The sequence below is a fragment of the Klebsiella sp. B345 genome, assembly GCF_051131735.1.
Lineage (GTDB): Bacteria > Pseudomonadota > Gammaproteobacteria > Enterobacterales > Enterobacteriaceae > Klebsiella.
On record NZ_CP180443.1, the window covers coordinates 5,193,843 to 5,220,118 of the forward strand.

The 26,276-nt window shown below is 53.7% G+C and carries 34 protein-coding genes and 1 pseudogene; 21 read left to right on the top strand and 14 right to left on the bottom strand.

The window, feature by feature from the left end; translation table 11 throughout:
- Positions 1-95 precede the first annotated feature (95 nt).
- From ACMYSO_RS24380 to ACMYSO_RS24460, 17 genes are all read left to right on the top strand, one after another.
- Positions 96-935 (top strand): GPO family capsid scaffolding protein, encoded by an 840-nt coding sequence (locus ACMYSO_RS24380; protein ID WP_224256419.1) that lies wholly within the window; start codon positions 96-98, stop codon positions 933-935.
- Between the two features lie 9 nt (positions 936-944).
- Positions 945-1,979, top strand: coding sequence for a phage major capsid protein, P2 family (locus ACMYSO_RS24385; protein ID WP_224256418.1), 1,035 nt, complete (start codon positions 945-947; stop codon positions 1,977-1,979).
- 46 nt (positions 1,980-2,025) lie between these two features.
- On the top strand, positions 2,026-2,880 hold the full coding sequence (gene gpM, locus ACMYSO_RS24390) for a phage terminase small subunit (RefSeq protein WP_434668601.1): 855 nt from the start codon (positions 2,026-2,028) through the stop codon (positions 2,878-2,880).
- Positions 2,881-2,984: 104 nt separating this feature from the next.
- Positions 2,985-3,500 carry a head completion/stabilization protein gene (locus ACMYSO_RS24395; RefSeq protein WP_224256416.1) on the top strand — a complete coding sequence of 172 codons (516 nt, stop codon included), beginning with the start codon at positions 2,985-2,987 and terminating at the stop codon, positions 3,498-3,500.
- Entirely contained in the window at positions 3,500-3,700 is a 201-nt protein-coding gene (locus ACMYSO_RS24400) for a tail protein X (RefSeq protein ID WP_224256415.1), read from the top strand. The genes ACMYSO_RS24395 and ACMYSO_RS24400 overlap by 1 nt, the downstream gene beginning before the upstream one ends.
- Complete coding sequence (locus tag ACMYSO_RS24405) at positions 3,691-3,975, top strand: phage tail protein (protein WP_224256414.1); 285 nt, start codon at positions 3,691-3,693, stop codon at positions 3,973-3,975. The genes ACMYSO_RS24400 and ACMYSO_RS24405 overlap by 10 nt, the downstream gene beginning before the upstream one ends.
- The gene (locus ACMYSO_RS24410) at positions 3,972-4,517 is read left to right on the top strand and encodes a lysozyme (protein ID WP_434668602.1); all 546 of its coding nucleotides are present in this window, start codon (positions 3,972-3,974) and stop codon (positions 4,515-4,517) included. The genes ACMYSO_RS24405 and ACMYSO_RS24410 overlap by 4 nt, the downstream gene beginning before the upstream one ends.
- Complete coding sequence (locus ACMYSO_RS24415; protein WP_434668603.1) at positions 4,514-4,858, top strand: DUF2570 domain-containing protein; 345 nt, start codon at positions 4,514-4,516, stop codon at positions 4,856-4,858. Before ACMYSO_RS24410 ends, ACMYSO_RS24415 begins: the two co-directional genes overlap by 4 nt.
- Positions 4,767-5,039: an Rz1-like lysis system protein LysC gene (gene lysC / locus ACMYSO_RS24420; protein ID WP_434668604.1), complete on the top strand. Its 273-nt coding sequence runs from the start codon at positions 4,767-4,769 to the stop codon at positions 5,037-5,039. Before ACMYSO_RS24415 ends, lysC begins: the two co-directional genes overlap by 92 nt.
- On the top strand, positions 5,040-5,507 hold the full coding sequence (locus ACMYSO_RS24425; protein ID WP_224256411.1) for a phage tail protein: 468 nt from the start codon (positions 5,040-5,042) through the stop codon (positions 5,505-5,507). It abuts the gene before it with no gap.
- Positions 5,504-6,139 carry a phage virion morphogenesis protein gene (locus tag ACMYSO_RS24430; RefSeq protein ID WP_434668605.1) on the top strand — a complete coding sequence of 212 codons (636 nt, stop codon included), beginning with the start codon at positions 5,504-5,506 and terminating at the stop codon, positions 6,137-6,139. The genes ACMYSO_RS24425 and ACMYSO_RS24430 overlap by 4 nt, the downstream gene beginning before the upstream one ends.
- Positions 6,136-6,723, top strand: a complete 588-nt coding sequence (locus ACMYSO_RS24435; protein WP_224256409.1) for a phage baseplate assembly protein V — start codon at positions 6,136-6,138, stop codon at positions 6,721-6,723. The genes ACMYSO_RS24430 and ACMYSO_RS24435 overlap by 4 nt, the downstream gene beginning before the upstream one ends.
- The gene (locus ACMYSO_RS24440; protein ID WP_434668606.1) at positions 6,720-7,070 is read left to right on the top strand and encodes a GPW/gp25 family protein; all 351 of its coding nucleotides are present in this window, start codon (positions 6,720-6,722) and stop codon (positions 7,068-7,070) included. The genes ACMYSO_RS24435 and ACMYSO_RS24440 overlap by 4 nt, the downstream gene beginning before the upstream one ends.
- 1 nt (position 7,071) lies before the next feature.
- Positions 7,072-7,995: a baseplate assembly protein gene (locus ACMYSO_RS24445; RefSeq protein WP_434668607.1), complete on the top strand. Its 924-nt coding sequence runs from the start codon at positions 7,072-7,074 to the stop codon at positions 7,993-7,995.
- The gene (locus ACMYSO_RS24450) at positions 7,985-11,014 is read left to right on the top strand and encodes a phage tail protein I (protein WP_434668608.1); all 3,030 of its coding nucleotides are present in this window, start codon (positions 7,985-7,987) and stop codon (positions 11,012-11,014) included. Before ACMYSO_RS24445 ends, ACMYSO_RS24450 begins: the two co-directional genes overlap by 11 nt.
- Positions 11,011-11,223, top strand: a complete 213-nt coding sequence (locus ACMYSO_RS24455) for a hypothetical protein (RefSeq protein ID WP_434668609.1) — start codon at positions 11,011-11,013, stop codon at positions 11,221-11,223. The genes ACMYSO_RS24450 and ACMYSO_RS24455 overlap by 4 nt, the downstream gene beginning before the upstream one ends.
- Complete coding sequence (locus ACMYSO_RS24460) at positions 11,223-12,320, top strand: phage tail-collar fiber domain-containing protein (protein WP_434668610.1); 1,098 nt, start codon at positions 11,223-11,225, stop codon at positions 12,318-12,320. The genes ACMYSO_RS24455 and ACMYSO_RS24460 overlap by 1 nt, the downstream gene beginning before the upstream one ends.
- 327 nt (positions 12,321-12,647) lie before the next feature.
- On the opposite strand, the gene ACMYSO_RS24465 is transcribed toward ACMYSO_RS24460, so the two are convergent.
- The 11 genes and pseudogenes from ACMYSO_RS24465 to ACMYSO_RS24515 form a co-directional block, all read right to left on the bottom strand.
- Positions 12,648-13,343 carry a hypothetical protein gene (locus ACMYSO_RS24465; protein ID WP_434668611.1) on the bottom strand — a complete coding sequence of 232 codons (696 nt, stop codon included), beginning with the start codon at positions 13,341-13,343 and terminating at the stop codon, positions 12,648-12,650.
- A gap of 2 nt (positions 13,344-13,345) precedes the next feature.
- Entirely contained in the window at positions 13,346-13,642 is a 297-nt protein-coding gene (locus tag ACMYSO_RS24470) for a hypothetical protein (protein WP_434668612.1), read from the bottom strand.
- Positions 13,643-13,847: 205 nt separating this feature from the next.
- Positions 13,848-14,441 carry a ParA family protein gene (locus tag ACMYSO_RS24475; RefSeq protein WP_434668613.1) on the bottom strand — a complete coding sequence of 198 codons (594 nt, stop codon included), beginning with the start codon at positions 14,439-14,441 and terminating at the stop codon, positions 13,848-13,850.
- On the bottom strand, positions 14,438-14,677 hold the full coding sequence (locus ACMYSO_RS24480; RefSeq protein ID WP_434668614.1) for a ParA family protein: 240 nt from the start codon (positions 14,675-14,677) through the stop codon (positions 14,438-14,440). Before ACMYSO_RS24480 ends, ACMYSO_RS24475 begins: the two co-directional genes overlap by 4 nt.
- Positions 14,678-14,985: 308 nt before the next feature.
- Positions 14,986-15,288 (bottom strand): annotated as a pseudogene (locus ACMYSO_RS24485) (integrase core domain-containing protein); the annotation flags it as partial.
- Positions 15,289-15,393: 105 nt separating this feature from the next.
- On the bottom strand, positions 15,394-15,885 hold the full coding sequence (locus ACMYSO_RS24490; RefSeq protein ID WP_434668615.1) for a phage tail protein: 492 nt from the start codon (positions 15,883-15,885) through the stop codon (positions 15,394-15,396).
- A gap of 14 nt (positions 15,886-15,899) precedes the next feature.
- Positions 15,900-18,875 carry a phage tail tape measure protein gene (locus tag ACMYSO_RS24495; RefSeq protein WP_434670872.1) on the bottom strand — a complete coding sequence of 992 codons (2,976 nt, stop codon included), beginning with the start codon at positions 18,873-18,875 and terminating at the stop codon, positions 15,900-15,902.
- Positions 18,862-19,020 (bottom strand): GpE family phage tail protein, encoded by a 159-nt coding sequence (locus ACMYSO_RS24500; RefSeq protein WP_032440702.1) that lies wholly within the window; start codon positions 19,018-19,020, stop codon positions 18,862-18,864. Before ACMYSO_RS24500 ends, ACMYSO_RS24495 begins: the two co-directional genes overlap by 14 nt.
- Positions 19,020-19,337 (bottom strand): phage tail assembly protein, encoded by a 318-nt coding sequence (locus ACMYSO_RS24505; RefSeq protein WP_434668616.1) that lies wholly within the window; start codon positions 19,335-19,337, stop codon positions 19,020-19,022. The genes ACMYSO_RS24500 and ACMYSO_RS24505 overlap by 1 nt, the downstream gene beginning before the upstream one ends.
- A gap of 44 nt (positions 19,338-19,381) precedes the next feature.
- A complete protein-coding gene (locus ACMYSO_RS24510) occupies positions 19,382-19,897 on the bottom strand; it encodes a phage major tail tube protein (protein ID WP_224256216.1) in 516 nt (171 codons plus the stop codon).
- Positions 19,897-21,069 (bottom strand): phage tail sheath subtilisin-like domain-containing protein, encoded by a 1,173-nt coding sequence (locus ACMYSO_RS24515; RefSeq protein ID WP_434668617.1) that lies wholly within the window; start codon positions 21,067-21,069, stop codon positions 19,897-19,899. Before ACMYSO_RS24515 ends, ACMYSO_RS24510 begins: the two co-directional genes overlap by 1 nt.
- A 154-nt stretch (positions 21,070-21,223) precedes the next feature.
- Between ACMYSO_RS24515 and ACMYSO_RS24520 the strand changes: the two genes are divergently transcribed.
- From ACMYSO_RS24520 to ACMYSO_RS24530, 3 genes are all read left to right on the top strand, one after another.
- Entirely contained in the window at positions 21,224-22,363 is a 1,140-nt protein-coding gene (locus tag ACMYSO_RS24520) for a phage late control D family protein (RefSeq protein WP_434668618.1), read from the top strand.
- 43 nt (positions 22,364-22,406) lie between these two features.
- The gene (locus ACMYSO_RS24525) at positions 22,407-22,658 is read left to right on the top strand and encodes an ogr/Delta-like zinc finger family protein (protein WP_072051814.1); all 252 of its coding nucleotides are present in this window, start codon (positions 22,407-22,409) and stop codon (positions 22,656-22,658) included.
- Between the two features lie 386 nt (positions 22,659-23,044).
- Positions 23,045-23,287 carry a putative hemolysin gene (locus tag ACMYSO_RS24530; protein ID WP_434668619.1) on the top strand — a complete coding sequence of 81 codons (243 nt, stop codon included), beginning with the start codon at positions 23,045-23,047 and terminating at the stop codon, positions 23,285-23,287.
- 10 nt (positions 23,288-23,297) lie between these two features.
- Here the strand turns inward: ACMYSO_RS24530 and ACMYSO_RS24535 are convergent, their stop codons facing one another.
- Positions 23,298-23,645: a DUF488 domain-containing protein gene (locus ACMYSO_RS24535; RefSeq protein ID WP_434668620.1), complete on the bottom strand. Its 348-nt coding sequence runs from the start codon at positions 23,643-23,645 to the stop codon at positions 23,298-23,300.
- On the bottom strand, positions 23,632-24,141 hold the full coding sequence (locus ACMYSO_RS24540) for a DUF523 domain-containing protein (RefSeq protein ID WP_434668621.1): 510 nt from the start codon (positions 24,139-24,141) through the stop codon (positions 23,632-23,634). Before ACMYSO_RS24540 ends, ACMYSO_RS24535 begins: the two co-directional genes overlap by 14 nt.
- Positions 24,142-24,325: 184 nt before the next feature.
- On the opposite strand from ACMYSO_RS24540, the gene ACMYSO_RS24545 reads away from it, so the two are divergent.
- Positions 24,326-25,018 carry a CTP synthase C-terminal region-related (seleno)protein gene (locus ACMYSO_RS24545; RefSeq protein ID WP_434668622.1) on the top strand — a complete coding sequence of 231 codons (693 nt, stop codon included), beginning with the start codon at positions 24,326-24,328 and terminating at the stop codon, positions 25,016-25,018.
- Between the two features lie 61 nt (positions 25,019-25,079).
- Here the strand turns inward: ACMYSO_RS24545 and ACMYSO_RS24550 are convergent, their stop codons facing one another.
- Positions 25,080-26,267 carry a CynX/NimT family MFS transporter gene (locus ACMYSO_RS24550; RefSeq protein ID WP_434668623.1) on the bottom strand — a complete coding sequence of 396 codons (1,188 nt, stop codon included), beginning with the start codon at positions 26,265-26,267 and terminating at the stop codon, positions 25,080-25,082.
- Between the last annotated feature and the right edge of the window lie 9 nt (positions 26,268-26,276).

Here is a 26,276-nt window from a genome sequence, read left to right on the forward strand (position 1 = left end):
GGTCTGGGCGTTCTCCGACAACAAAACCGCGTGGCGCGGGGCTTTTACGCAATGCCATGATGCTGCGACTGACACAAACCAACAGGATAAACGACATGGCCAGCACCACTAAACCAGCCCGTAAAAAATTCCGTGTTGCGGTTTCTGGCGCGACGGTTGACGGGCGCGAGATCCGCCCGGAACACCTTCGCGACGCTGCGGCTAACTACAATCCCGATGTTTACGGCGCCCGCGTGAATGTCGAGCACTACCTTTCCCCGTATCCGGGCAGTGACTTCGGCGCTATGGGGGATGTGGCGGCATTAAGTGTTGAAGACATCACTGACGGTCCGCTCTCTGGTCGCACTGCACTGTATGCCGAAATCGACGCATCAACGCGTATGAAGCAGCTCACTGATGACGGGAAAAAAGTCTACTCCAGCATTGAGCTGCATCCGCAATTTGCTCTTAACGGTAAGGCGTACGTGGTTGGCCTTGCGATGACAGACACGCCGGCAAGCCTGGGGACTGAGCGTCTCAAATTTGCCGCCCAGCAGCGTGTGCAGGTGATGGCCTTCAACAACCAACAGGTTGAGGCGCCGTTGTTCTCTGATGCGCTGGAGGCCGAAGTGGTCGAGCTGGCAGCCCAGCGCAGTGAAGAGGGGGCCAACTGGTTCAACCGTATGATGGGCATTCTGAATAAGGGCCAGAAAACTGACGATCAGCGCTTCAGCCAGCTGCACCAGGTTGTTGAAGCTGTGGCGCAATCACAGGGCGACCAGATTGACCAGTTAAGCACCCTGAAGCAGGAACGTCAGCAGGATAAAGCGGATATCAAGCAACTGACCAGTGAACTCAACGCCTTGCGTGGTCAACTTCAGAACCAGCCTGCAGAGAATTACAGCGCGCGGCCGGCGGCGACCGGCGCCAGCAGCACCCAGCTTGCAGAATTTTAAGAGGTAATCATGGAAAACCAGACCCGCGAACTATTTGATAATTATATTGTGCGTCAGGCACAACTGAATGGCGTTTCACCTTCAGCTGTTGCCAATCGCTTTAGCGTTGACCCGACTATTCAGCAAAAGCTGGAACAGGCCGCCATGGAGTCGGACGACTTTATGAAGCAGGTTAACCACTTTGGGGTTAAGGAGCAGGAAGGCCAGAAAGTGAAGATCGGCAGTAAAGGGCCGATGGCGAGCACCAACAACAGCTCGGACGGCACCAACCGCCGCAACCCGGCGCCGAACCATAACAAAGAGCCGCAGAACTACCACTGCCGCAAAACCAACTATGACTATGCGCTTTCCTATGCGGAGCTGGATGCGTGGGCCGGTCACCCAGACTTTCAGTCGCTGATCAGCAATGCCATGGCCCGTCAGTTGGGGCTGGATCGCCAGATGGTTGGCTTCAATGGTACGCACTACTCCGAAAACTCCGATCGCACGGCGTATCCGTTATTGCAGGATTGCGGCGTGGGCTGGCTGCAAAAGATCCGCGATGAAGCGCCGCAGCGCATTATGCCAGGCATCACGCTGACCTCCCGCGATGAGAACAACGCGGTAATTGCATCCGGCACCTACGGCAATATTGACGCCGCCGTGCTCGATGCTCGTCACAGCCTCATGGATCCATGGTTCCGCCGTACCCCTGGCCTGGTCACCGTGCTTTCTTCCGATCTGCTGCTGAAAGTGAACCTGCCAAAAGTCAACGCACTCAGTCAGACCAACCCGAATACCGAATTGCTGGCTGCGCAGCTGATTGTCAGCCAGGAAAAAATCGGCGGCCTGCCGACCGTGTTTGTACCGGGGATCCCGGAAGACGTGGTGTTAATCACCAACCTGAAAAACCTCTCTGTGTACTACCAGAAAGGCTCCCTGCGCCGCTCTATCCGGGAAGAACCGCACTACAACCGTATTGCGACCTATCAGTCCAGCAATGACGACTATGTCATTGAAGAGTACGGCATGATTGCCATGATCGATGGCGTGACATTCGCCTGATAATAACCGCAACCAGGCGGGCAACGCGCCCGCCAGGAGTTAACGAATGCTTACACCAGCACAAAAACACTTCCAGCAGGTCATGGCAGAGAGGCGGGGCGGCAGCGATCAGCGGGATGCAGAGACGCGCACCGCGCATGAGCAGATCCTCTTTCGCCTGCGCATGCATAAATCCTCGCTAAGTCAGATCCAGTCCAGGCAGGCGAAAGCCGCTGTGAAAGCCAGCATTCTCCCGGAGTTTCAAGGGTGGATTGACGGGACGATCGAAGGTGACAGCGGACGCGCGGATCCGGTTATCTCCACGCTGATGGTGTGGGCCGCGGACTGCTTTGATTATCCGTTGGCACTGCGTATCGGGCGCTATGTCGTTAAGCATGGCCTGAGCATGCCGGAGGACAACTACCGCAGATCGGCCGCCACGGTGCTGGCAGAGGAAATCTGTAATCCCATTCTGAATCTCGCCACCACGGACGCCGAAGCTGACCTGTCCGGCTATATCACCATGCTTGATGAGTTAGCCGGGATCGTGGGGGCCAGCGATATGCCCGATGAGGTCCGCGCGAAGCTATGCAAGGTTCAGGCATTTTGCCGACGCGCTACCGAAGACGCAGAGACGAAAGGCGAGGCGTTAAAACTCTTCCGTGAAGCCATGAGCCTGAACCCTGGCGCAGGCGTTAAGCGAGAGATCGCCTCTCTGGTCAGCGCTCTGAAAAAGGTACCGCAGACCAGCGCTGTATTCAGCGAGGCCGCCGCAGTTGAGGCGCCGGCAGCTGAACCACCCGCAGCAGAAAAAACAACACGAACACGCAGGCAGGCGAAAGCGGCGACCGGCACCAGAAAAGCCACCCGCACAACGGCGGCAAAGAAGACCACGAAAGTCGCCGCCAGAGCAAATGCCTGAATGTAACGAACTGGCCCCGCGCCACAGGCGGCGCGCCCGGCGATCTGCCCGTTATGCGGTCTTTTTACCGGACGCCCACCGCCTGATCTACCGGAGAAACGTCGATGAGCTTTATCGCACAGCGTCCAGTCAGACCCGCCGACAGTGATGTGACGGACGTGGATGACGGCGGCGCGCAGATCACCGTCAGTACATTCTGGCCGACAGTAAAACTCCACGATCTGCGCCTCGCTGCCCGCATCGCCGGGGATATTACGACCTCCCGGCTGATGCACATGGCGACTGAGGCCGCGCTGCATGTTGCGGACCAGCTGAAGGACTGGCGCAGGCAACGGGAGGCGGAAGGTGCTGAATCACTGGCCTCTGTCCTGCTGACGTCTGTCGGTGACCCCGTCGAACTGATTAACGGTGAAAGCGCAAAAGTTTACCGCTTCCGGCGTGCGGTCTACTCCTTTACGCGCGCCAGCGTGCTGGAAGGATACAGGGACGTTAGTACCACACCAAAGGGTGACAAGGATGCAGAAGCCCTGGACCGGCAGATCGACGATCTCTGGCGAGACGGGCGCTGGAGCATCGCTGACATTCGAGAAGAAGCCCGTATTTATGCGGAGCTGTTCTGATGAAAGTCAGGGCGCTGCAAAACGACACGGTTGATCAGCTTTGCTGGCGCCATTACGGCAAAACCACAGGCGTCACGGAGAAGGTACTCGAAGCCAATCCGGGGCTGAGCAACCAGATATTTTTGAACGCCGGGCAGGAGATCGAAATGCCCGTGATAACCAGCGAGGTGGAACGGGCAACCGTCCAGTTATGGGAATGACCCTGGATCGCATAAACGAATACATCACATTTCTGGCATCTGGCGTGGTGACCGGCGTGGGTGTGATGACCGTCAGTGAAAAGCTGGCGCTGGCAGGTCTTCTCCTTGGGCTGGTTTCCGCCGCCCGGCTGGCGATTCACCGCCGCCGCATTGAACAGGCCAGCAAACGCCGTAACGAATTGATCGAGCAGATTGTGCACCTGGCGGAAACTCGCAACCTGTCGGACCGCGAACGGCAGCTGCTGGAGCAGTTGCACGGAGACAACCCGACATGAAGAACATCATCAAAAAGTGTTCGATTGCGGTGATTGTGGCGCTGGGCGTTTCGCTGGCACCCGGCAGCGTCAGAACATCGCCGGAAGGTCAGCAGAAAATCGCTGCCTGGGAGGACTGCCGCAGCACGCCTTACTACTGTACTGCAGGGGTGCTGACTATTGGCATTGGCTCTACCGGCGGCGTGGAAAATCGCGAGTACACCAGCCAGGAGATTGCCCGACGCTGGATAAACGATCTGCAGCGAGCAGAAAACTGCATCAATAACAACTTCCACGGCGCCGACATGCCGCAGTTCACCTTTGAAGCCATGACGGATGCTGCGCTCAATCTGGGATGTTCCGGGCTGATGTGGTTTACCGATAAAAACGGTCGCAAACAGAGAACGACAATCTGGAAGCACGCGCAGGCCAGACAATGGCCGCTGATGTGCTACAGGCTGACTGATTTTGTCAATGTCGGGGGGAAACGCTCCACAGGTCTAGTTAACCGACGGACCGACTTTACAGCCTGGTGTCTGCTGGGTGCGGGTGCCTTGCCATGAAGGCCGCTTATGCCGTTGCCGTGCTTGTTCTTCTTGTCATCGTCTGGTGGCAGACCGACAGCCTGAGCGAGATCCGCACCCGCAACAAGCTGCTGACCGAAACAGCAATCGGATACGGCCAGGTTATCGAGGAAGTGAAGGCGACCACCTTACAGACTCATAAATTACTGGCGGAACTAAAAGCCCGCGATCAGCAGCGTAACGACGAAGGAGAGCGCCGACGTGAAGAGATGCGAACAGCGATCAGCGGTGACACATGCGCTGTTTCTGTTGTGCCTGACGCTGTCAGCCACAGCCTGCAAAACCGCGCCACCCGCACCGATCATACAGCTGCTCCGTGAACCCGTACCGGAGAGCCTGACCGACGAGACGCCGACCCCGGCGCTGGATGAGCCGGTGACATGGGGCGCGGTAGCAATATTCAGCGATCGGCTGCTTGATGCGCTTGATTCCTGCAATGCCGATAAAGCCGCGATCCGCCAGTGGGACACGCTGCGCCAGATCCCCCGTAAGGAGCCATAAATGCTGAAGATAAACACGCTGCGCGCCGCGATCGAGAAGGCAAATACCTGGTGCCGGGCGAACCCGGAAGCCTGGACGGTGTTCGTTGAAGAGGGCGGCATTGAAACCACCGGTGAAACGCCATCTTTCATGTATCGCTATTCCCTGGTGCTATTCGTGATGAACTACGCCGGGAGCATTGATGACTTCACGTTACCGTTGATGGCCTGGCTGTGGTTCAATCAGCCCGATCTGCTGCTGAACCCGGATAAAAACCAGCAGATAAAGTTCACCACGCTGATTAACAGCGACGATACCGCTGATTTGATGTTTGAGCTACCGGTTCGCCAGCGGGTACTGGTGCAGCTGGATGAAAACGGTGTGCCATATGCCGAGCATTTGCCGGAGCCGCGCCCGCGAGTACTGACGCCTCACGCAACGGGCTGGGAGCTGGTATTTGAAGGCATGCTTCAGGAGGCTGGAGCGTGAGCGATCGGATGTTCAGCGAACTGGACCGGATTTTTCAGGAGATCCTCGACGGCGTAAGCCCGGCGGGGCGCACCCACACCGCGCGCAAAATTGGCCTGGCAGTGCGCAGAAGTCAGCAGCGCCGCATCGCGTCACAGAAAAACCCGGACGGCAGCGGCTATACGGCACGCCGTCGCAAGGTTTACCGCACCCAGCAGGGGATTAAGTTCTTCTGGAATAACGAAGTCCGGGTGCTGAAAAACTGGCGCGGTGGACGCGGTAAATACGGGCAGACGATCACGGGTTTTGACGAGAAACGCCGGGATGTCCGTACATTTTACCGGGCTGATATCGAGCGCTATCTGGAAATCAAAACCCAGTCAACGACACAGACGGAGACAAAAAAAGCACCGATGTTTACCCGCCTGCGCACGCTGCGGTTTATGAAAGTCAGACCGGACGCGGGCGGCGTTACGGTGGGATTTGATGGCATCGCCGCACGTATTGCCCGCATTCACCAGTACGGCCTCAAAGATGAAGCAGGTCCTGGCGCTTATGCGCAGTACCCCGCACGTGAGCTGCTGGGCATGACGCTAGCCGATATGACCGCAACGGAAAACGCCGTGATCGGCAGCCTGGGCGGTGCGTCATGAATACCGATTTATTTCGCCTGCTGGAAAACATTCTGCGTCTGGGCGTGGTTGAGCAAATCAGTGCGGATGCAAAAGCAGTGCGCGTTCGCTCAGGCAGACTGCTGACCACCTGGATCCGCTGGAACGTCACTCGTGCAGGAGCATTCACAATCTGGTTGCCTCCCTCTATCGGGGAGCAAGTCTGGATTGGTTGTCCTGGCGGCAACCCTGAAAACGCGTTTGTGATTGGTTCGGCATACAGTGCAGACAACCCGGCGACGGGTAGCAGTCTGCTGGAAATCAGCATCACCGCACCGGATGGCGCGCGCCTGCATTACGACGCTGCTGACGATGCCGGAGCGCTGGCCGTGACCGGTATTAAAACCGCGTTTATCCAGGCAGAGAGCCGCGTCACGCTGGATACGCCGGAGGTGGAGTGTACCAGCCACCTCAAAACACGGACATTTGAGCTGACCCATGGCGGGACGATGGCCGGTGATATGACCCACAGCAACGGCGCGTTAACGTCCAATGGTGTCCAGGTTGACAGCCATGGTCATGGCAAGGTCCAGACCGGCGGAAGCTGGACGGAGGGAACGCGATGACAGCCAGTTACACCGGTATGAATCCGGAGGGCTCCGGCGTGCTGACCGATCACGATCAGCTCTGGCAGTCCGTGACAAAAATCCTCACCACGCCGACAGGCTCCCGTGTGATGCGCCGGGAGTTTGGCAGCGTGGTACCTGATTTACTCGATGCGCCACAGAACACCGTCACCCGCATGCAGCTGATGGGCGCCACCGCCATTGCGCTGGCACAGTGGGAGCCGCGGATCAGCCTGACCACCGTCAATGTGGTGTTTTCCGAGACCGGCGCCGTCACCGCTGAACTGACCGGCACAATCACCGAAACCATGACAGAAACCAGCAACACCATCAGTCTAAGGAGCTAGCGTGCAAACATCGGTCGATTTATCTCAGATACCGCAGCCTGATATCGTCGAGGTGCCGGATTTTGAAACCGTGCTGGCAGATGTTCAGGCGCTCATTGTCGCGGCGATGCCTACGGAACAACAGGCTTCTGTTTCTGCTGCGCTACTGCTGGAATCTGAACCGATGGCTGCACTGGCGCAGGCGTTCACCTACCGCGAGATCCATCTGCTGCAACGTATCAATGAGGCCGTGCGCGCGGTGCTGCTTTCGAGCGCTCTGGGAGCGGATCTCGATCAGGTCGCGGGTAATTTTGACACTGAACGCCTGCTGATTACCGAAGCCACTGACGAGGCGGACGCTGAATACGAAAGCGATGAGGCCTTACGCGCCCGCACGCTGCTCTCATGGGCACGCCTGAGCACGGCTGGTGCCCGAAATGCCTATCACTATTTTGCACTGGGAGCTGATGCGGATGTGCTCGACGTGCGCGCCTATGGCCCGGAGACGCATGACCAGGAGGGCCGAGTTTTCCTCTACGTGTTGTCACGTACCGGAGATGGGACCGCCCCGCAGGCTCTGCTTGATAAAGTGCTGGCAGCGGTGAACCCGGAAGACGTGCGTCCGATTACGGATTATGTGGCCGATTATGTCCGCTCCGCTGTGATTGTGAATTATCAGGTGGTCGCTGATATTTATGTCCCTTATGGCGTGGACACTGCCACGGTGCTGGAAAATGCCACCGCAGCACTGAACGAATACACCGCCTCTGTGCATCTCATCAACGCCACCGCTGCACGGTCGGGCATAGATGGGGCGCTGCATCAGGATGGCGTTGTTACCGTCGATTTGCATTCACCTGCCGCCGACGTCGTGGCGACGATGGGAGAAGTGCCTCATTGCACCTCCGTCAAAATAAACCTTGTGGTGATGGACCATGACCGCTAATTATCCCGCCAGCATTCTGCCACCTAACGGCACCGCCGTAGAGCGGGCCATTGACAGGGCCAGCGCTGCAGCGCTGGCGAGTCTGCCAGTACATCTGATCCGCTGGGTGAAAGATCCCGACAGCTGCCCGCTGGCGCTCCTGCCGTGGCTGGCGTGGGAATATCAGGTTGATACCTGGAATATTGACTGGTCAGAACAAAAGAAACGCGATGCGATCAAGCGCGCGCACTACATTCACCGCCATCGCGGTACGGTTGCCGCCGTCCGCCATGCCCTGGTGGACAGCCCTTTCGGTACGGACATTGTCGAATGGTTCAACCAGAATCCGAAGGGAGATCCGTACACCTTCCGGCTGAATGTACATCAGAATGATTTACCGGTGACGGAATACGACCAGCAGGATCTGAAAATCGCGGTGCTGCGTGCCAGAAACCTGCGCAGCTGGTTTTCCGTGCATGTATTTGGCCGACTTCAGGGAACCTCATATGTGGCCGGTTACATGTATGCCACAGAGAAAATCACGCCGCGCTTTGTCCCGTTGCAGGTGATTTTATCCCGCGACGAGCTAAATCTGGCCCCCGGTGACTCGGAAACAGTCACGGTGACCATCCTCCCTGAATACGCAGAAGATAAAACGTTTACGGTAACCACGTCGGACAAAACAATTGCGACCGCCCGGATTGTCGATGGCGCCATTGTGGTCATGGCCGTGAAGCGGGGAAGCTGCTCGGTCACCGTCACCACAACTAACGGCGTTAGCGCGACGATCGGCGTGAAAGTGGTTGCAGTGATGAAGTTCGTCACTAGCATCGATAATGCAAACCGTCCGCTGTTCTTTGTCCGCATGGATGAGGATTTCACCGTTGATTATGGAGACGGAATCGACAGCCGGGAGTATCGCCTCGACCCGGCCAGTGCCACTTATGGCTGGGTTGTTCCGACCCGTGAACTGGAGGAGGGCAGGGAATACACAGTAACGGTCAAGAATACCGAAACCGCCAGCTTTCAGCGGGCTATCGGGAACGTCTCCGTGACGCTGAACACCGTCCGTGAAATTATTTATGTCACCGGGAACCGGGATAATCTCACCTCCTTTGCTTCAGGCGCGACAGGGCTTGTCAGAGTGCATACCGGGGCGTTTGATGATCTTCCGAAAGTGCAGAGCTGCACGTCCCTGTTCAGGGATTGCACCTCTCTGGAAGAATTACCGTCGGAGCTGTTCTCACGTCTTACTGCTGCCACAGATTTCACATCTGCATTCTACGGCTGTACAGCACTGGGTATCCTCCCTGACGGGCTGTTTAGCGGCCTGGCTGCAGTGGCGCACTTTATCTCTGTTTTCGAAAAATGCACCGCTCTCACCAGTACCGGAAATAGTACCTTCAGTGGCTGCACATCTGCGGTCAGTTTTAACAGTGCATTTGATGGCTGCACGGCGCTGTTAAGTGTCGGGTCCGGGGTATTTAAAGGGTGCGTTTCAGCCACATCTTTTTCGTACTGCTTCAGGGGCTGCCGCTACCTTCTGGTGTTGCGTGGCGACATGTTCGCTGATGTTCCGGGAGGCATTTTCACAGGTGTATTCCAGAATTGCGCAGCGCTGACAGAATTACCTGCCAGCCTGTTTCATGCCTGCTCTGAGGCGAGTCATTTTGGCGGCGCGTTTAGCGGCTGCTCACAGCTCCTGGCTGTTCCCGTTGAATTGTTTGCTGGCCTGTCAAAAGTGACATATTTCGGGACGGTATTTTCTGGTTGTAGTTCACTGAAAACCGTCGGCGCGGGCTTGTTTGCCGGGTGCAGCCTGGCGCAAACATTCGCCTCCGCATTTTACAGCTGCCGCACCCTTGAGACCGTTGCCGATGATATTTTCAGCGGTTGCGACAGTGCGACAACGTTCGCCAGCGTATTTTATGGTTGCAGCAGCCTGACGGCACTTCCGTCTTTTGCTGACTGTGTGAAAGTTACCACTTACTCATACGCTTTCGCCAACTGCGAATCACTTATCAAAGTAGAGGCCGGCGCTTTTGCCGATAAAGCGCTGGTGACGACATTCGTTTATGCATTTCTGAACTGTCATTCTCTGGTATCTGTGGGCGAAGGGGCATTTCGTGGATGTAGCGCGTTAACCAGCCTGGGCTACACCTTCTCCGGCTGCCGCTCACTGGTTTCCCTCGCGGGAGATATGTTTGCTGGTTGCGGTAAAGTGACAGCCGTCGATTACCTGTTCAATAAGTGCTCTGCGCTGGCCGGGCTACCGAAAGAACTGTTCAGCGACATGGTATCCCTGAAAGGCATGGGTTCCACATTCCAGGACTGTAGCGCACTGATCGCGCTGCCATCCGGCCTGCTTGCGGGTTGCGTCAATCTCACTTCGTTAACGCTGACGTTCTCCGGCTGTACCGCGCTGGCGGTAGTGCCTGCAGATTTACTGGAACAAAACACCCTGCTGACCAGCGCCGGATCAACGTTCTACGACTGCAGTTCACTGGCGGAGATTCCGCCTATGCTGTTTGCATCTTGCCCACTTATCACCGCGTTTGGCGCGACGTTCCAGAACACCGGCGTGGCGGAAATACCGGAAAACCTGTTCAGCGGCAACCCGCTGGTGACTGCATACGGCCAGACCTTCAGGGGCTGTAAAAATCTGCGCTCAGTGCCAGCCGGCCTTTTTGCCGCAAGCGTAAATGCCACAGTATTTACCAATGTGTTTGCGGACTGTCTAGCGCTGGAAATCGTCGGAGCTGGATTACTCAACACCACGGAGGTGACGACGGTGGGTTATCTGTTTGACGGCTGTTCGTCATTACGCAGTGACATCAATACGATATTCAATCTTGAGAGTTACCCGGCGATTGTCACTACCACTGCAATATTCAGGAGCTGCGCATTGCTGACCGGCAAAGGGCTGGTATTTATGGGTAAGGTGCCGAATGTCACCGCGCATTATTACGCGTTTTATTCATGCGCAGATCTCGACGATTACGACGATTTACCCGGCAACTGGATAACGAATAAATTATGAAGACATTTAATGAACTAAAAAGCCTGATCGACTTTTGCCAGACCGATGCGTTTTTCCTTGAGCACCTGAACAGGCTCCAGGCTGCTGGCGTGATTTCTCTTGATGAAGGCGATATTGATGCTGAACGCAGGACCGTCAGTGATGATTTTTATGACCGCCTTGGCGGAGTGTACGGCATTGAGCCAGCGATAAAAAATGAGGAGGCATAATGGCCGCAGGACTGACACTAACCACGGCGGGTGCCGCTGAAATCGAGGCCGCGTATCAGGCGGGAGAGGTTGTGGATATTACCGCTGTGCTTATCGGCGATGGCGGTGGCGTGGCTTTGCCGTCCGAACCCGATGACCTGGCGGCGGTCACGGCGCTTTTTGGTCAGTTTGGCCGTGAAACCTTTGATTCTGATTCAAGCGATGAGGGGTTTATCAGCGGTCAGATTGTTATCAATTGCCAGGATTATCCGGGTAAGACACTCAGAGAGGCTGGGCTGGTCAGCGCTAAGGGAACGCTCATAGCTTACGGCGCGTACCCAGCAACATACCTCCCGGCGCAATCAGATTCCATCATCAAAGAGATCATTCTGACGCTGGTGCTGACACTGACGCATAGCTCAAATGTGCAGCTGGTTATCGATCCGGCACTTGCCACCATCACGCAGGAAACGGGTGATAAACGCTATTTGCGGCGCGAGCAGAACCTCTCGGATCTAACTGATGCTGAAGAGGCTCGGGAAAATCTGGAGCTGGGCAACTCAGCGACACGAGATGTTGGCACAGAAGCGGGAACGGTAGCTGCAGGAAATGACTCGCGCATCACCGGCGCACTGCAAAAAGAGAAAAACCTGTCCGATCTGAGTAATCCATCTGAGGCGCTAAAGGCGCTGGGGCTGGGAAGCGATGGAGCCGGATACAAGACTATTGTTGACGCCATTTTTTATGTCGGGATCGTTATCTCAGGAGAACAGAGCCCGGCGGATCGCTTCCCCTGGCAGACATGGGCTGATTTAAGTGAAACCTTTGATGGAAGGGTTGTACGGATTAGCTCTCAGTATGGTGTGACCGGCGGCAGTAATGAGGTAAAGCTCGAGGCTGATAACCTGCCTCCCCACTGGCATCGTTCAGGTGACAGATCACCCGGGGCCACGTGGGATCCCAGCACTACTCACGGTACCGATAATCAGAAAAGCGGCCCGTTGGCGCTCACTGAAGGAACCTACATTGATTCGGCTGGCCTGAAGGAATCTAGCAACAAAGCGATAGATGTTACCAACGAGTATGTCTCAATGATGATGTGGAAGCGCACGGAATAAAAAAAGTTAGTAATGATCGTGTTTGCAGTATCGACTACCGTCATAAATTGCATTGACTAAGACTCGAACTGATATATTTATAGCACAGAACTTAACCTAATCTGATGGGCTGCTCTGTGCCAGCAGCGGACATTACGGCGTTATGGCACGTTAGGTCAGATATCTAAATGCACATGGTCCGCTTGTAGCGGGAGGATGCTTACAAGAGTAGGTGAGAGATGGTAAAATCAATATGAAAGTTAAAATTCGTCAATAATATCTGATATGGTAATCTTGATGAACATAAAAACTACCACAATAGGATAGTTTTTATGTCATACATATTAGTTAATCACTTAAGGAATGAAGTGAGGCTCGTTGTGCAGAGGTTAAGCTAAGGAGGATTTTTTCCCGATACTCAAGTGCAAAGGAAAAGAAAGTATCAGGAAAAATTAATATGATAGTTGATATCATAGTTTTAGTTACTTTATCAATCACCTTCGAAATATTATCTATTTTAACCAAATCGATTTCGGGAAAAACATTTAAAGCTTTTATGTGAGCCATTTCTTTTACAGTTGCTGTATGTACATGACTGCATAAAGAAGCGTATTCAGCTTTTAAAGTTTCATATAGTTGAGGGTTTTTTTTGAAGACAGGATGTTCCCCAGTTCGTTCAATTACCTTAAACAATGACTTTTCTTCAAGTATTGAGGGATCTAGTAAGCAACCAATTGATTTTAAAGAATTTTCAATGCAGCTACGCATCATTAGGTTTGCTGGTTTATATGCACCATTTATAACCAAAAACATAGTTGTACCAAGGTCAGATGAAGCTTCTTGCAATCGCTCCAATAAGTTGGCGTCTATTTTCCCCCTAGAGAAATGATACAAACAATAAACAAGACACATGAATGAATAATATCTCTTATGTATCATGCTTACTTTTCCTCTTGAGTTGCTATTTTCGAATACATTTTTTAATTTGTATTCGGAAAAATAAGTAACTAACTCAGTGAAATCGCTGTTTAGTTCTCTAGACATTGTCAGTCCTTATTAAATATATCTTTTATAACTTCATTCCAGTCATAAATCTCATTTTTTGCGCTAGAAAGGTTCTTCCTCTCTTTTATTCTACTCAAAACTAGAGGGTTATTTGACATTGAATTGATAACATTATAAGCCTTACCTAAGTCGGATGAGTTTTTCTCGTGAACGTCACACACGATTATGCCAATCATTTCTTCTCTAGATCTTTTTTCAGGCCTGGTGATTTCGATACCTAACATACGTGCAAAATCATCTATGTCTTTATTCTTTTGGAAGAGGTCTTTATCTAACAAGATCCTAGGAAGATACCCAACAAGGAAACCTTTAATATCATTATTTTTAGCCTTTGAGTTTCTTTCGTTAACTTCTAAATTATCAATATAACTATCTTGAAGTAATTCAATAAAGTTGATTCTTGAGAATTTTTTTGAAATAAAAGAGAATTCCTCTAAAAAGTTTAATAGTTGCTTAATTTCTTTTGAATTTATTTTTTGTCAATCATAAGTCACCTACTCTAGAGAGAAGTTCATCAGCAATTTTAGACAGCGAAAACTTCATGTCTTCATCCGTTAAATTATTAATAAATAAGCCTCTTGTTTGATTTCTTGCTAACTCAGCGCGTTTGCTCAAATATGACTTAAAGATCTTATCACGCCAACGTGTTTGATTGCTGAAGTAACGAAGACTTTCCTCATATAAAGTACTATTACCTTCAACCATATTAAAAACTATGCCCGCACATTCAATTTTAAGATCGAAGTTTTCTCTCTTCTCATTTATAATACTATCTAATAGATCGATACCAGTTATCGAAAGAGGGTCGGGTTTGGCTGGAATGAGATAATAATCAGATGCAATCAATGCGCTTGACATCCAAACTGATGGGGTTGGTGGAGTATCAATTATAACGTAATCATAGTCATTCTCATGTATTTTAAGAAAGCGTCTAAGCTTGTTTTCTATCCCTTCCCCTGGTTTCATTTCAATTTTATATAGCCCAAGGCTACCAGGGATAATATGAAAATTATCATTTAATTGAATTGGTTTTATTTCGGTTAATTCCTTAGGTGTGTTAACTAAAGGACCAGTCATTGTGGATAGTCGAATTTTTGAACTATAAAAATATCACATATGTTATCGCCTCCACTTTTCATATGTGCAACATATTTGCCTGTATCCATTACACATTGCGTAGCGTTAAATTGTGGATCGATATCTATTAATAATATTTTTTGCCCAAGTTTATCTGAAAGATGATTAGCAATATTGGTAGCCAATGTTGACTTACCAACGCCTCCTTTCATATTGATTAAGCTAATAACTTTCAATTTTCTTGCTCCTGTTTTGATTAACGCTAAGCTTTTTCATCAGCATTTAAATGTAACATGTGTTTTACAAACTTACGCCTTATCACTATTTTATCATTTTTTACATACACCACAAATATTTTCAACTAAAATTTTTTAGTTTTCAATCTAAACATTTATGTTTAAAAACAAAGCATTACGATACCTTGAGTAAGGTGCTATATTTAATATAATGTGAATGGCTCAATTTTGATTAGCACTTAAGCTATGTTAATAATGGTTTTGTAAGTGTGATGAGGATGACCTGCCCCCAAGATTAGATACAACCTTCAGTTAGCAATGTCGGTTGGTTTTTCTTCATATTTCCTGTTTCGCCAGTCCGTTGCGAATTCAGCTGGTGTCTGGTAATCCAGCGATGAATGGGGACGGCACTCGTTATAATCCTGCCGCCAGTCATTAATCGTTTTCCGGGCATGAAGAATATCGCTGAACCAGTGTTCATTCAGACACTCATCGCGAAAGCGTCCGTTAAAACTTTCAATAAATCCGTTCTGCGTTGGCTTACCTGGCTGGATAAGCCATAGTTCCACACCATGCTCAAAGGCCCATTGATCGAGTGTGCGGAAGGTAAAAGACCAGCGTACGTTCCTCGCTGACTGCTAGACTTGATTATATGCCGCCAGAGAAAGCTGTCTGATCAAGTCTGAACTAATACACAGAAATGACCATGCTACATCTCAGGAAGTCAGATCGCCGAGCGCCTCCTGAGCTGCATTTAATGCAGTCTCCGCACCTTCTTTTAGCGTTACCATCAGTTCACTAACAGATGCACTTTGCAGTTGCTCCCTGATATCTTCATCAACCCTCTGCAACGAGAGTGTGAACTCGATTTTTTTCGCCTTACCATAGCGATCAAACTCCTGATGAGTTTCCTGCAAACCCGTGATGACATACATTCCGTAAATGGAGCCAACGCCATCGATCAGCGGCCAGGCAAGTCCGGTGTATGCCATCGTGGAGACGGCGCCTAACGACAGGTTTCCGCCGGTAATTTCGGGATACAGCAACCCGCCTAGCGTCAGCTGGTTCTCACCGGCGCCAACGTACTGCCATTTTGCGCTACGGCCAACACGATCATTTTTAACGTGCCGCCAGTTACGGGAAAGCTGCAATTGCTGATAGGGCAGTGTCCTGAGTTCAAATACAAAAAGCCCGAATACCATCATCATTGTTTTGCCTCCAATCAATCGCTATCCCGGAACGAACCCCGGGCAGCGCGTTGTTGTTTATCCATCTCTGTACGGACAGCCTCCCCGACAAGTCGAGCCAGCTCGCGCGGATTGTCGCTCTTGATGCCATGCAAATGGACGTGAATCTCACCAGAAAAACCATCTGCCGGCACCGCAGCCGCCGGGCGCTTAATTTCATTTCGGCGGACTGCCTGCCAGGCGGGTGCCTGCTTAATCAATGGCTCTCCGGCAGCAATAACCGGACGAGCACTAACAGGTTGTCGAACAAGCCGAGATTCCTGCCATTCACCACGCACCGCAAAGGCCGGGGGGAGATTTTTAAATACAATGTCACCCGGCCCGATACGTTTGCGCTTTTCCTCATCTAAAAGGCCTTTGGTGTTATCCGCGATTTGGCCCAGCCGCCGCTCTGTTCCAGAGTCACCCCCGAGTACATTGGGCGGTGGCACACTGCCTTTGCTTGCAGGCTTTTCAGTGGACCATTGCCACTCCCTTTTGACCATGCGCCCCGATTTTTCATCCCATTCCCACATTACAGGGATAGCCCGGAGCCTGGCTGCTTCCAGCCTGGCTCTTTCAATGCCGTCGGGGATGAGATCGAGCTTTTCCAGTAGCCAACCAACGCCTTCCATTAATTTCTGAAGTGGCCAAAGCAGTACGCTAAGCGCAGCACCCAGAACCTCTCCAAAGGTCTGCCCGGCGCTGGCGCACTTGTTCAGCGCCTCGCGACTCTCCTCAACGGGTGTTAATACTTTTTTAAACCAGTTCCAGACGTTTTTGACGCCATCCCCTATAGCCCCGAAAACGGGCGCCAGCCGGGAAAATGCGTTACGAACTGGCGCCAGTCCCTGTATAACGCCGGTAAAAAAACCATTAAAGAAGGCTTTAATCGGTCCCCAGTATTTCCAGATCAGTACCCCAGCCGCCACAAACGCGGCGCCCAGTAAACCGATTGGGCTCAACAGCAAGGACAATCCACCGCCCAGCGTGGCAATTCCACCTTTCACGATGCCGAGCAGAGCAGGGATCCCGGTTAGCCGCAGCGCCAGCCCGCCAATGCTTTTTGACAGGGTGCTGATAGCCGCCCCCGGAGAGGCAAAGGCGCCAAATAACGCACTGCGCAGTGGTACCATCATTCTGGTTAATACGCTGGCGCGCCCAGACACACCGCCGAGTAAAGCACCCCATCCGCTAATTTTTGCCAGTGAACTGCCGCCCACAGCACTCAATATGCGGAACGCTGATACCGTACCTACGATGCCGCTCCCACCGGACAGCAACGCAAACCCCAGCCTGAGTTTTGCAAGCGGCCCCAAAAGTAGACCAGCAGCCAGTGACAAGCCACCAATGACGGCGGTCAACGCCAGCGCGGTACCGCCGGCCAGTAACAACGTCCGTGAGAGTCGGGGATTTTCTTCTACCCAGCTTTTAATATTGCCGATAACGCTGCCAAGCCCCTGTGTCAGTCCTCGCAATGGACCGTCTACTGTTTCTGCCACAGCGATGCGAAACGCCTCCCAGGCGCTGTCCAGCTCTTTCAGGTCACCGCCAAGGTTGTCTTTCTTCTTGTTAGCGACGGCGAGCGCTTCCTGGTTTTTATGGGTTTCAGCGATTTGTTCGTAGAGTGACTGAAGGTAGCCGTCACCAGCTCCTTTGACCAGAGACTGAAGGCCGGTAAAACCTTCCTCACCGGCGATGTCTTTGAAAAATGAAACCTGATCCACATCACCGAAACGAGAGACACGCTTTTGCAGATTGAGAAGGATATCGAACGGGCGGCGCATCTTTCCGCTTGCGTCGGCAGTTTCTACACCCAGCTCTTTAAGCGCTCTCTTTGCTGCCGTTGTAGGGGAGGCCAGTCGGGAGAGCGAGCGACGCATTGCCGTCCCGGCTTCGCTGCCACGGATCCCCACCCGCGCCAGTGTGCCAGTCATAGCCGCAGCTTCTTCCAGGCTAATCCCAAGTCCTGCCGCTACCGGTCCGACAACTTTCATTGTTTCGCCGAGGCTGCTAAGCGTGGTATTGGTGCGGGTAAATGTACCTGTCAGCACATCGCTGACGCGGTCCATTTCTCCGGCATCGAGGGAAAATTGAGAAAGAATATTTGAGCCGATGTCTGCTGTTTCGCCCAGCTCCATACTGCCCGCCAGTGCCATGTTAAGCACGCCTGGCAGCGCTGCACGGATAGCATCAGGCGTAAAGCCAGCCATCGCCAGAAAGGCCTGGCCGCTGGCGGCGTCACGTGTAGTGAAGGCTGTTTCAGCGCCAAGTTTTTTAGCCTGAGCACGTAAGGCGGCCAGCTGCGAATCGCTTTTATCAAGCCGCGTCAGCGCCTGGACGTTTGACATTTCCTCATCAAAACCCACTGCAGGCGACAGGAAACGCCCGGCACCATATCCGGCCGCAGTAGCCGTAGCGACGGCCATCGCTCCACCGGATCGCAGCTTCCCGGCGGTCTGCTGCGCAGCTTCATAGCGTTTGCGGGCCATGGTCACCGCAGCCAGCTGGCGCTTTTCTCGTTCAAGTGACTGACTAAGTTGATCGGTTCGTCGTATCGCATTACCGATAGTGGCGCTACTACCGGAAAGCATGACGCCATGCTGGCGCAGGGCTGATGCACTCTCACGGAGGCGGGCCACTTCCGTCACGCGTTTTGCAGTCAGTCGGTCGAGACGCTCACCCAACCGGGTCATCAATACCTGCTGTTTTTCCGTCAGCGTTCCGTTTTTGCGTTGCGCTTCAGACAAGCCATCAAAGCGGGCACGGGCACGTGAGATGGAACGGTCGGTTTTGCTGACGGCCGCGGTCATTCTCTGAAAAGTGGCACTGCTCTTATCGAGTCCTTTCAGGGCGGATTGTGTTTTTCTGAGGGAGTCGGAAAGTCCGCCCGCACTCTGGCGGGCAGCATTAACGGGGCGGGTAAATCTGTCGATCGCGCTGAAAGCAACGCGTATATCAAGACTCTTCATCACTGGCACCACTTCGAAGCGCCGCCCGTTTGCGCCAGGCTATCACCTCGCCAAGATCCATGCCGAAAACTTCAGAGGGCGGCCAGTTAAAAATAACGGCAATATCAGCAACCAGATCATCGATCTGGTCAAACGCGACGGTGATTACTCGCTCTCCGTCTCCGCCATGTTCGACGCTCCAGGCTCCGGCGGATTCAAGAAAGGGACCAGAAGCTCTGCCAGCCCGATAAAGTCCAGAGTGTGCATTTCGTTGATTTCTTTTTGCGTCAGCACAGGGGCGGTGACTCGTGTTAACAGCGTTGCGATGGAGTCTGCATCCATATTGGCAACCCGGATAAGGTTCAGACCGCGCAACGATCCGGCCTGGCTTATTGCACCGGTGATTTCTACTTGGTTAATCTCGCTGTCTTTACGTACGACTGGCTGAGTCAGCGTGAAATTATTTTTCGCTTTTTTGGTCATCTCTGATATCTCCGGACGGCAGTATTGCCGCCCCTGAAAGGTGATTAATTGCCCATGCCCAGGGCGGAAGTGATGCGGTCCGGGATCATGTTCTGACCGTTCTTTTTGTAGATGAAGTTCAGCAGGTCGATTTCGATAATGGGCTGATCATCAATCGAGAACTTGTAATAGGTAGATTTAAACGTGTAGCTTTCCTCCGTATCTTCCCCCTGTTTCGAATCTCCGCCGTCGAGTTCAGTAAACCGCCCGCGCAGCTCCACCTCGACAAGCTGGCTCTCACCATCCGTGAAGTATTCGCCCGCAAAGCGCAGCCGTGTGCCGTCAATTTCTGCACCGTATTCAAGAAACAGAGCCTTGATAACACCACCAAAAACAACCGTGGTATCCAGCGCACCCGCATCAAAGCCGAGATCAACCCCGACCGCGCCCAGCATGCCGCCGCCCTGATAATCCTCGATTTTTCGTGATAGTTTTGGCCGGGTGAAGGAAGTCACTTTGCCCAGGTAGTTATCACCATTAACGAAGCAGCTGAAAAGCCGCAGTTTATGAGGAACAGCCATTATTCACCCCCGAGTGACGCGAACGCCGGTTCGTAAAAATCATCAGTAAAGGTCTGGTAGAGCGTCAGATCTTCGAGTGGCGGGACCGGGCTATAGCTGTAGCGGACAATCAGTTTACCCTGACGTAAATCTGTGGTGCCGTTGTCCAGCGTGTCATACCAGCAGTCAGCACCGATAAGCTGGCCTGCAGTGACTTTTTTGTTTAGCGCTGCGCGGATGCCACTCACCACGTCTTTCACGTTGGCCGGAGTCAGTGGATCATCAACAGAGGTAAACTGGGCTTCTGCAATACTGTCCGCCAGGATCTGTGCGGTACGGGTAAACACCTCGAAGGTGTAGGTTTCGGTGTCGGTGGTGCGGTTACCCCAGAAACGGAATCCGTCGCGCTTGATAAGCGTCGTGATCTCATTGTTGTTCAGCTCGTTGGCGTCGCTGTCTTCTGCCTGTAATGCCCAGAAAACATCCTTCGAAATACCCAGTACGTTATTCACTACTACGTTCGACAGTGATTTATGCCAGCCCTGACTGTTATCGATAGCGGCACGTAATCCACAGGCATAAGCCGGTGCAGGAAACGTTTCATTGTCATCGGTCACCGGATTGTAGGCGATCCAGTCCGGCCAGATCAGCATGAGTTCGCGATAAGCAAAGGTTGTCCGATAGGCTTTAGCTTCCGCCACGGTGTTGCATCCCTGACAACTGGCATAAACAAAAGCACGCAGATTCTGGGCAATCACGCAAAGCTGTGATGTCACCTCTGCTGTGTCGTAGTCCGGTACCGCCAGGATGCGCGGACGATAGCCGGTTTTAGCTTCCGCCGTCAGCAGGGCATACATGCCGGTATAGCTGTCACCATCCGTCCCGCCAATAATGGCCTGAGACTGGCTGGCTCCGTCACCGGCAGCCTCTTTCACCCGGACTACCACGACGCGCGGGCTGCACTGATCGGAAATGGCCTTAAGGGTTTTGTAGAGGGAGCCGGTCTGCCCGGCTTTACCTAACGCATTTCGCACCCGCGTCAGTAAAACCGGTGTATTCAGTGGGAAAGTGTCGGGATCGGCGTCATCAGCAATCGCGACAATACCGATCACGCTGGAATCAATGTCATTGATTGCCCGCTGCAGGTCAGTAGTTTCGCGTGAGCGGACGCCATGAAAACGAGTTTCAGACATAAGTTCACCATCATGTTGCTCTTTGAGTTCAGGGCAATATTCAACGTTCAGCCCGTCGCCGTCGCGCGCTTACTGGTCTGCCCGTTCGCTGACAACAAAAAGGGATTCAGCCCCGCGCGCGGGCGTGGAATCATCAGCAAAAAACGGGGGCGTTATGGCGATTGCAGACACACTGAAAACAGCGGCGGAGACGTATTCAGAAACGTTACGTGATGCGGTAAAAAAGCCTGATTTTAGTATCACGCTGGGTGGGTTTTTGCTCGCCGAGCTGGCAGGGCGCATTACGGCGCTCACCATCACGGATAACAACGGTTTTGATGCTGACCAGCTAACCCTGTCAGTAGATGACTCTGACGGGGTAACAGATTTACCCCCACGTGGTGCGGAGCTGGCGGTGTCCATCGGCTGGCTGGGTGAGGCGTTGATCTATAAAGGTCTCTACACTGTTGACGAGGTGGGGCATAGCGGGCCGCCGGATGTTATCGACATCACCGCGCACAGCGCAGATTTTCGCGAAGAGATGAACGTCAGGCGTGAAGTGTCCTGGCATGATGTTACGGTAGAGCGGGTGGTATCGGCTATAGCCCGGCGTTATGACCTGAAGCCGATGATTAGCGAGGCCCTGATCGGCATTGAGATCGACCATGCAGATCAGACCGAAGAGAGCGACATGTCGTTTTTAACGCGCATGGCGGAGATGCTGGGGGCCATTGCCACCGTGAAAAATGGCTGTCTGCTGTTTATCCTGCCTGGGGGAGGCGTCAGTGCATCCGGTAGGGCGCTGCCATCGGCTGAGATAACCCGTGCCAGCGGAGATCGTCACAGGTTCCGCATTGCCGATCGCGATGCTTACACCGGCGTGCGGGCGTACTGGCTGGATCTTAATTTCGGCAAGAAAAAACCGGTCAAGGTCACTAAGCGTAAAACAAATACTGCCAGAAAAAAGGCTGAGGAGAAAAGCAGCCGGCCGGAGGGGGATTACATGGAGGGCGCTGAAGGTAATGTGTATGTTTTGCGTAAAACCTATCAGAACGAAACGGCGGCCAGGCGCGCAGCAGCGGCAAAATGGATCCAGCTCCAGAAAGGGGCCGCGCAATTCTCCATCACCCTGGCGCGAGGACGTGCTGATTTATATCCGGGGATGCATCTGAACGTGTCGGGTTTTAAGTCTGAAATAGATTCCCAGGACTGGATTATTGCCAGGGCAGAACATGATGTCGGTGATAACGGATTTACCACGAAAATGGAGCTTGAGGCGAAAATAAGCGACTGGATTGCAGAAACTGAACAGTAACGTTCATAATAGGCATGAGTTCAACTCCCTATGGGAGATCATCATGTTTGTTTGTCCCTACTGCGGCGCAAACGCCCGCACCCGCACCAGCCGCCGGTTAAGCGAGTTCACCATCCGGCAATACCATCAATGCCAGAATCTGGAATGCAGCGAGTCATTCACGACGCTGAACACCGTAGAGCGCAGGGTAACAAAGCGCTCAACTAGTACAGATCCTTTGCCGCCAGGTTTTATCCCCAGCGACGCTTTCCCGGCTTCTCATTACGGGAACAGTCAACTTAGTCTTGCGGTATAAAAATAGCCCCCTGGAGAGGGGGCTATTCTTGTCAATGTGGTCGATATGTGGACACTTTTGAAATAAATCCTTTTATTTCAATTTATTAAATTCAAAAAAGCCCCGTCGGGGGCGACGGGGAAAAACTCATTGATTATGGAATGATCTGTTCTCTGGTCAGTTCGAGAACAAGGGCTACTCTACCGGGCAAAAGTGTAGGTAAAATGGAGAAACCATGAAGAATCAGGGCGAATATACCCGTCATCCTTTAAATTGCTTGGGGGTTGGCTGCACCCGTTCACCCCAGTCACTTACTTGAGTAAGCTCCTGGGGATTTACGGCCTTGCCGCCTACAAGCAACTCGAGTTATTTTGGGTATACGCGCTCTGTGCAAAGAAGGAACAGACATGAAGTGGATGACGATTATGCTGCCGCTGATCCTGGCTGGCTGTGCTCAGCAACAGGATGCTCCGCCACCGCCGCAACAGATTGGTATGGCCAACCCGGCAGCCGTTTGCTGTACGCAGAAAGGGGGAACGTTGATCCCGGTACAAACCCCTCAGGGCGCGCGTTCAGACTGTAAACTACCGAGTGGTGAAACGATCGACGAATGGGCGCTCTGGCGTCGCGATCATCCCACCAAATCCTGATAAACCGCTTTCAGGCCAGCGTCTCCAGCCACTGGGCCAGCACCAGCGCATGGTTTTGCCGGGTATCTTTGGCGCTATACAGCAAGGTTAGCGGCTGCTGGCGAGCCAGCGTGGCAAGGCGTAATCCCTCGTCACGCTGGGCGTCGAGTTCTTCGCGATATTGCTGACTGAAATGGTTAAAGTCGATAGCCCCGCCGTGCAGCGCTTTACGCAACGCCGCGGACGGGGTTAGCGTTTTACACCACTCATCGTGCAGCAGGGCCTCTTTTTTGATCCCGCGTGGCCAGAGTCGGTCCACCAGCACACGATAGCCATCGCTGGGGTCTGCCGGATCGTATACCCGTTTACAGTGGATCATTGCTGTGCTCTCTTGCTGTCATCCAGGCGAGGAGTTGCGGAACCTGCCCGTCGGAAAAAACCGTAATACCGTGCTCGCGCAGCAGGGCTGCGGCCACGCCTGAGCCCGGTTTTTGCTGTCCGCTAAAGGTACCATCATAGATAAACTGGCTGCCGCAGGTTGGGCTACCGTCGGTTAACAGCGCGGCGTCGCAACCGGATTCCTGGGCGGCCTGCAAAGCCAGCCAGGCGGCAAGCTGATAATGCGCCGTGACATCCTGACCGTTGCTTTCAACAATCTGCGCACGGCCCCGCATCACCTCGGCTCCCTGGGCGCTGACAATTTCTGCGGGAAGCCGCGGAACTGGCAGACCAGCGGCCAGCTCAGGGCAGTGGATCACCAGCCGGTTATCGCGCTGCCAGCGCGCCAGCATCCCGGCAAGCTGGGCCTTTTCGCTGCCGTTATAACGCACCTGAAACCCCATCAGGCAGGCGCTGACCAGAATCTTGCTCTTCATATTCCGTCCATCGGTGTTGCTCTGTGCTATACCATAGCGCTTTCAGGTGAAAATTACCCGCAGGAAAGCGCCGCAAAAACGGCAGGCTCTCCCCGCAAAAATAGGGATTGTGTTCTGCACCGGAGATCGCTAACCTGAGCTTCCTTGTGTTACCCGAAAACCGCTATGACATAAGGAACCTGCTATGAACTCCCCCCTGCGTATTGCCCTGGTTGGCGACTACAATCCTGACGTGATTGCCCATAAAGCGATTCCCCTTGCTATCGATGATGCCGCCGCCGTACTGGAACTGCCGGTACGCTATGACTGGCTGGCAACTCGCGATATCCATGATGCCGATGCGCTCGCCGACTACGATGCGATTTGGGTGGTACCAGCTAGTCCGTACCAACATGCCGAAGGGGCGTTTACCGCCATTCGCTATGCGCGTGAAAACAGCGTGCCGTTTCTCGGAACCTGCGGTGGTTTTCAGCACGCGATTATCGAATATGCCCGCAATGTCCTGGGCTGGCAGGACGCGGCGCATGCGGAAACCGACACCGAAGGGCGGATGGTCATTGCGCCATTAAGTTGCTCGCTGGTGGAAAAATCGGACACGATTGAATTGCGCGCCAACACTCTGATTGCGCGTGCCTATGGCCGCGATAATATCGAAGAGGGCTACCACTGCAACTACGGCATTTCTGAGAGCTTTGCGGCTGAACTGGAGCAGGGCGATCTGCGGGTTACCGGCTGGGATGACGAAGGAGAAATCCGGGCAGTAGAGCTGGTCACCCACCCGTTCTTCGTGGCGACCTTGTTCCAGCATGAACGTCATGCCCTGGAAGGCCGACCGTCGCCGTTGGTGCAGGCGTTATTATATGCGGCCAGCAATTAACACCGCCGTTGGGCGTGAAGCTGCCGCCAGCGTGCTGGCGGCTTAGCGGTGCAGTGGCAGGTTATCCGGCGATCTCCCGGTTACGGCCGGCGAGGGCGCCAAACACCGCCATCACCAGCGAAATCAGCGCCACGGCGAGCAGCGGGATCTGCCAGTTGCCATTGGCGTCATGTATTCTCCCCATCAACGGTGGTCCGCAGGCTGCCAGCAGATAGCCGACCGCTTGCGCCATACCCGACAGCGCCGCCGCCTGATGCGCGGAACTGGCGCGCAGGCCAATAAAGGTCAGTCCGAGGATCATCGTTGCACCGGAACCAAACCCAAAGATCAACGTCCACAATACCGCCTGCCCGGGCCAGAACCACAGACCGCCGGCGCTGATGGCGCACAGTAAAGCCACCAGGATTGCAATCCCGCGCTGGTCCTTCAGCCGATGGAGAATCAGCGGAATCGCCAGACCCGGTACGGCGGTGGCTAACTGCAGCAAGCCATGCAGGGAGCCTGCCTGTGCCTCGCTGTAGCCGAGGCTCTGCAAGATGGCGGGCAGCCAGCCAATAATCACGTAATACACCAGCGAGTTGATACCGAGGAAAAGCGTCACCTGCCACGCCAGTGCCGAGCGCCAGATCCCGCGGTTATGCATCGCGCCGGAGCCGGTCAGCGGTGCGACCGAGGGCTTACGTGATTGTGGCAGCCAGAACAGTAATGCCAGCAGTGGGAAAACCATCAACATCAGGAGCGCGCCGCGCCAGCCATAGCCGGCCATGGCCAGCGGGACCACCATCGCCGATCCCAGCGCTGCCGCGCCGCCCATGGTAAGTGAATAGGCACCGGTCATTCGGGCAACATGCCCGGAGAAATCGCGCTTGATTAAGCCCGGCAGCAGCACGTTGCCGAGGGCAATGCCGCAGCCGATGATTGCCGTCCCGCCAAACAGCAGGAAGGTTGAAGGTAGCGAACGCAGGCCGATACCGAGGCAAATCAGTATCAACGCGACCAGCAGGCTACGCTCGATGCCGAAGCGCCGGGCGACACCCGCCGCCAGCGGTGAGATCAGACCAAAGGCTAGCAGCGGCAGCGTGGTGAGCATCCCGGTTTGCGCGGTCGTTAGCGCATATTCAGCGCGAATGGCATCCAGCAGCGGGGCGGTGCCGGTAAAGGTGACCCGCAGCGTGGCGGCAATCAATAAAATACCGGTAATCAGCAGCAGATTGCGGCGGCCGGTAGCAGAAGATAAAACAGAACTCATAACGTTCTC

Bases quoted from the DNA above. Each gene is read 5' to 3' on its own strand.
- ACMYSO_RS24385 (WP_224256418.1), top strand. From the start codon at position 945: ATGGAAAACCAGACCCGCGAACTATTTGATAATTATATTGTGCGTCAG.
- ACMYSO_RS24510 (WP_224256216.1), bottom strand. From the start codon at position 19,897: ATGGCTGTTCCTCATAAACTGCGGCTTTTCAGCTGCTTCGTTAATGGT.
- ACMYSO_RS24450 (WP_434668608.1), top strand. From the start codon at position 7,985: ATGACCGCTAATTATCCCGCCAGCATTCTGCCACCTAACGGCACCGCC.
- ACMYSO_RS24490 (WP_434668615.1), bottom strand. From the start codon at position 15,885: ATGATGATGGTATTCGGGCTTTTTGTATTTGAACTCAGGACACTGCCC.
- ACMYSO_RS24415 (WP_434668603.1), top strand. From the start codon at position 4,514: ATGAAGGCCGCTTATGCCGTTGCCGTGCTTGTTCTTCTTGTCATCGTC.
- ACMYSO_RS24505 (WP_434668616.1), bottom strand. From the start codon at position 19,337: ATGACCAAAAAAGCGAAAAATAATTTCACGCTGACTCAGCCAGTCGTA.
- ACMYSO_RS24515 (WP_434668617.1), bottom strand. From the start codon at position 21,069: ATGTCTGAAACTCGTTTTCATGGCGTCCGCTCACGCGAAACTACTGAC.
- ACMYSO_RS24530 (WP_434668619.1), top strand. From the start codon at position 23,045: ATGAAGTGGATGACGATTATGCTGCCGCTGATCCTGGCTGGCTGTGCT.
- ACMYSO_RS24545 (WP_434668622.1), top strand. From the start codon at position 24,326: ATGAACTCCCCCCTGCGTATTGCCCTGGTTGGCGACTACAATCCTGAC.
- ACMYSO_RS24550 (WP_434668623.1), bottom strand. From the start codon at position 26,267: ATGAGTTCTGTTTTATCTTCTGCTACCGGCCGCCGCAATCTGCTGCTG.
- ACMYSO_RS24465 (WP_434668611.1), bottom strand. From the start codon at position 13,343: ATGTCTAGAGAACTAAACAGCGATTTCACTGAGTTAGTTACTTATTTT.
- ACMYSO_RS24475 (WP_434668613.1), bottom strand. From the start codon at position 14,441: ATGACTGGTCCTTTAGTTAACACACCTAAGGAATTAACCGAAATAAAA.
- ACMYSO_RS24395 (WP_224256416.1), top strand. From the start codon at position 2,985: ATGAGCTTTATCGCACAGCGTCCAGTCAGACCCGCCGACAGTGATGTG.
- ACMYSO_RS24525 (WP_072051814.1), top strand. From the start codon at position 22,407: ATGTTTGTTTGTCCCTACTGCGGCGCAAACGCCCGCACCCGCACCAGC.
- ACMYSO_RS24535 (WP_434668620.1), bottom strand. From the start codon at position 23,645: ATGATCCACTGTAAACGGGTATACGATCCGGCAGACCCCAGCGATGGC.
- ACMYSO_RS24435 (WP_224256409.1), top strand. From the start codon at position 6,136: ATGAATACCGATTTATTTCGCCTGCTGGAAAACATTCTGCGTCTGGGC.
- ACMYSO_RS24405 (WP_224256414.1), top strand. From the start codon at position 3,691: ATGGGAATGACCCTGGATCGCATAAACGAATACATCACATTTCTGGCA.
- ACMYSO_RS24410 (WP_434668602.1), top strand. From the start codon at position 3,972: ATGAAGAACATCATCAAAAAGTGTTCGATTGCGGTGATTGTGGCGCTG.
- ACMYSO_RS24460 (WP_434668610.1), top strand. From the start codon at position 11,223: ATGGCCGCAGGACTGACACTAACCACGGCGGGTGCCGCTGAAATCGAG.
- ACMYSO_RS24495 (WP_434670872.1), bottom strand. From the start codon at position 18,875: ATGAAGAGTCTTGATATACGCGTTGCTTTCAGCGCGATCGACAGATTT.
- ACMYSO_RS24380 (WP_224256419.1), top strand. From the start codon at position 96: ATGGCCAGCACCACTAAACCAGCCCGTAAAAAATTCCGTGTTGCGGTT.
- ACMYSO_RS24425 (WP_224256411.1), top strand. From the start codon at position 5,040: ATGCTGAAGATAAACACGCTGCGCGCCGCGATCGAGAAGGCAAATACC.
- gpM (WP_434668601.1), top strand. From the start codon at position 2,026: ATGCTTACACCAGCACAAAAACACTTCCAGCAGGTCATGGCAGAGAGG.
- ACMYSO_RS24520 (WP_434668618.1), top strand. From the start codon at position 21,224: ATGGCGATTGCAGACACACTGAAAACAGCGGCGGAGACGTATTCAGAA.
- ACMYSO_RS24540 (WP_434668621.1), bottom strand. From the start codon at position 24,141: ATGAAGAGCAAGATTCTGGTCAGCGCCTGCCTGATGGGGTTTCAGGTG.
- ACMYSO_RS24440 (WP_434668606.1), top strand. From the start codon at position 6,720: ATGACAGCCAGTTACACCGGTATGAATCCGGAGGGCTCCGGCGTGCTG.
- ACMYSO_RS24400 (WP_224256415.1), top strand. From the start codon at position 3,500: ATGAAAGTCAGGGCGCTGCAAAACGACACGGTTGATCAGCTTTGCTGG.
- ACMYSO_RS24455 (WP_434668609.1), top strand. From the start codon at position 11,011: ATGAAGACATTTAATGAACTAAAAAGCCTGATCGACTTTTGCCAGACC.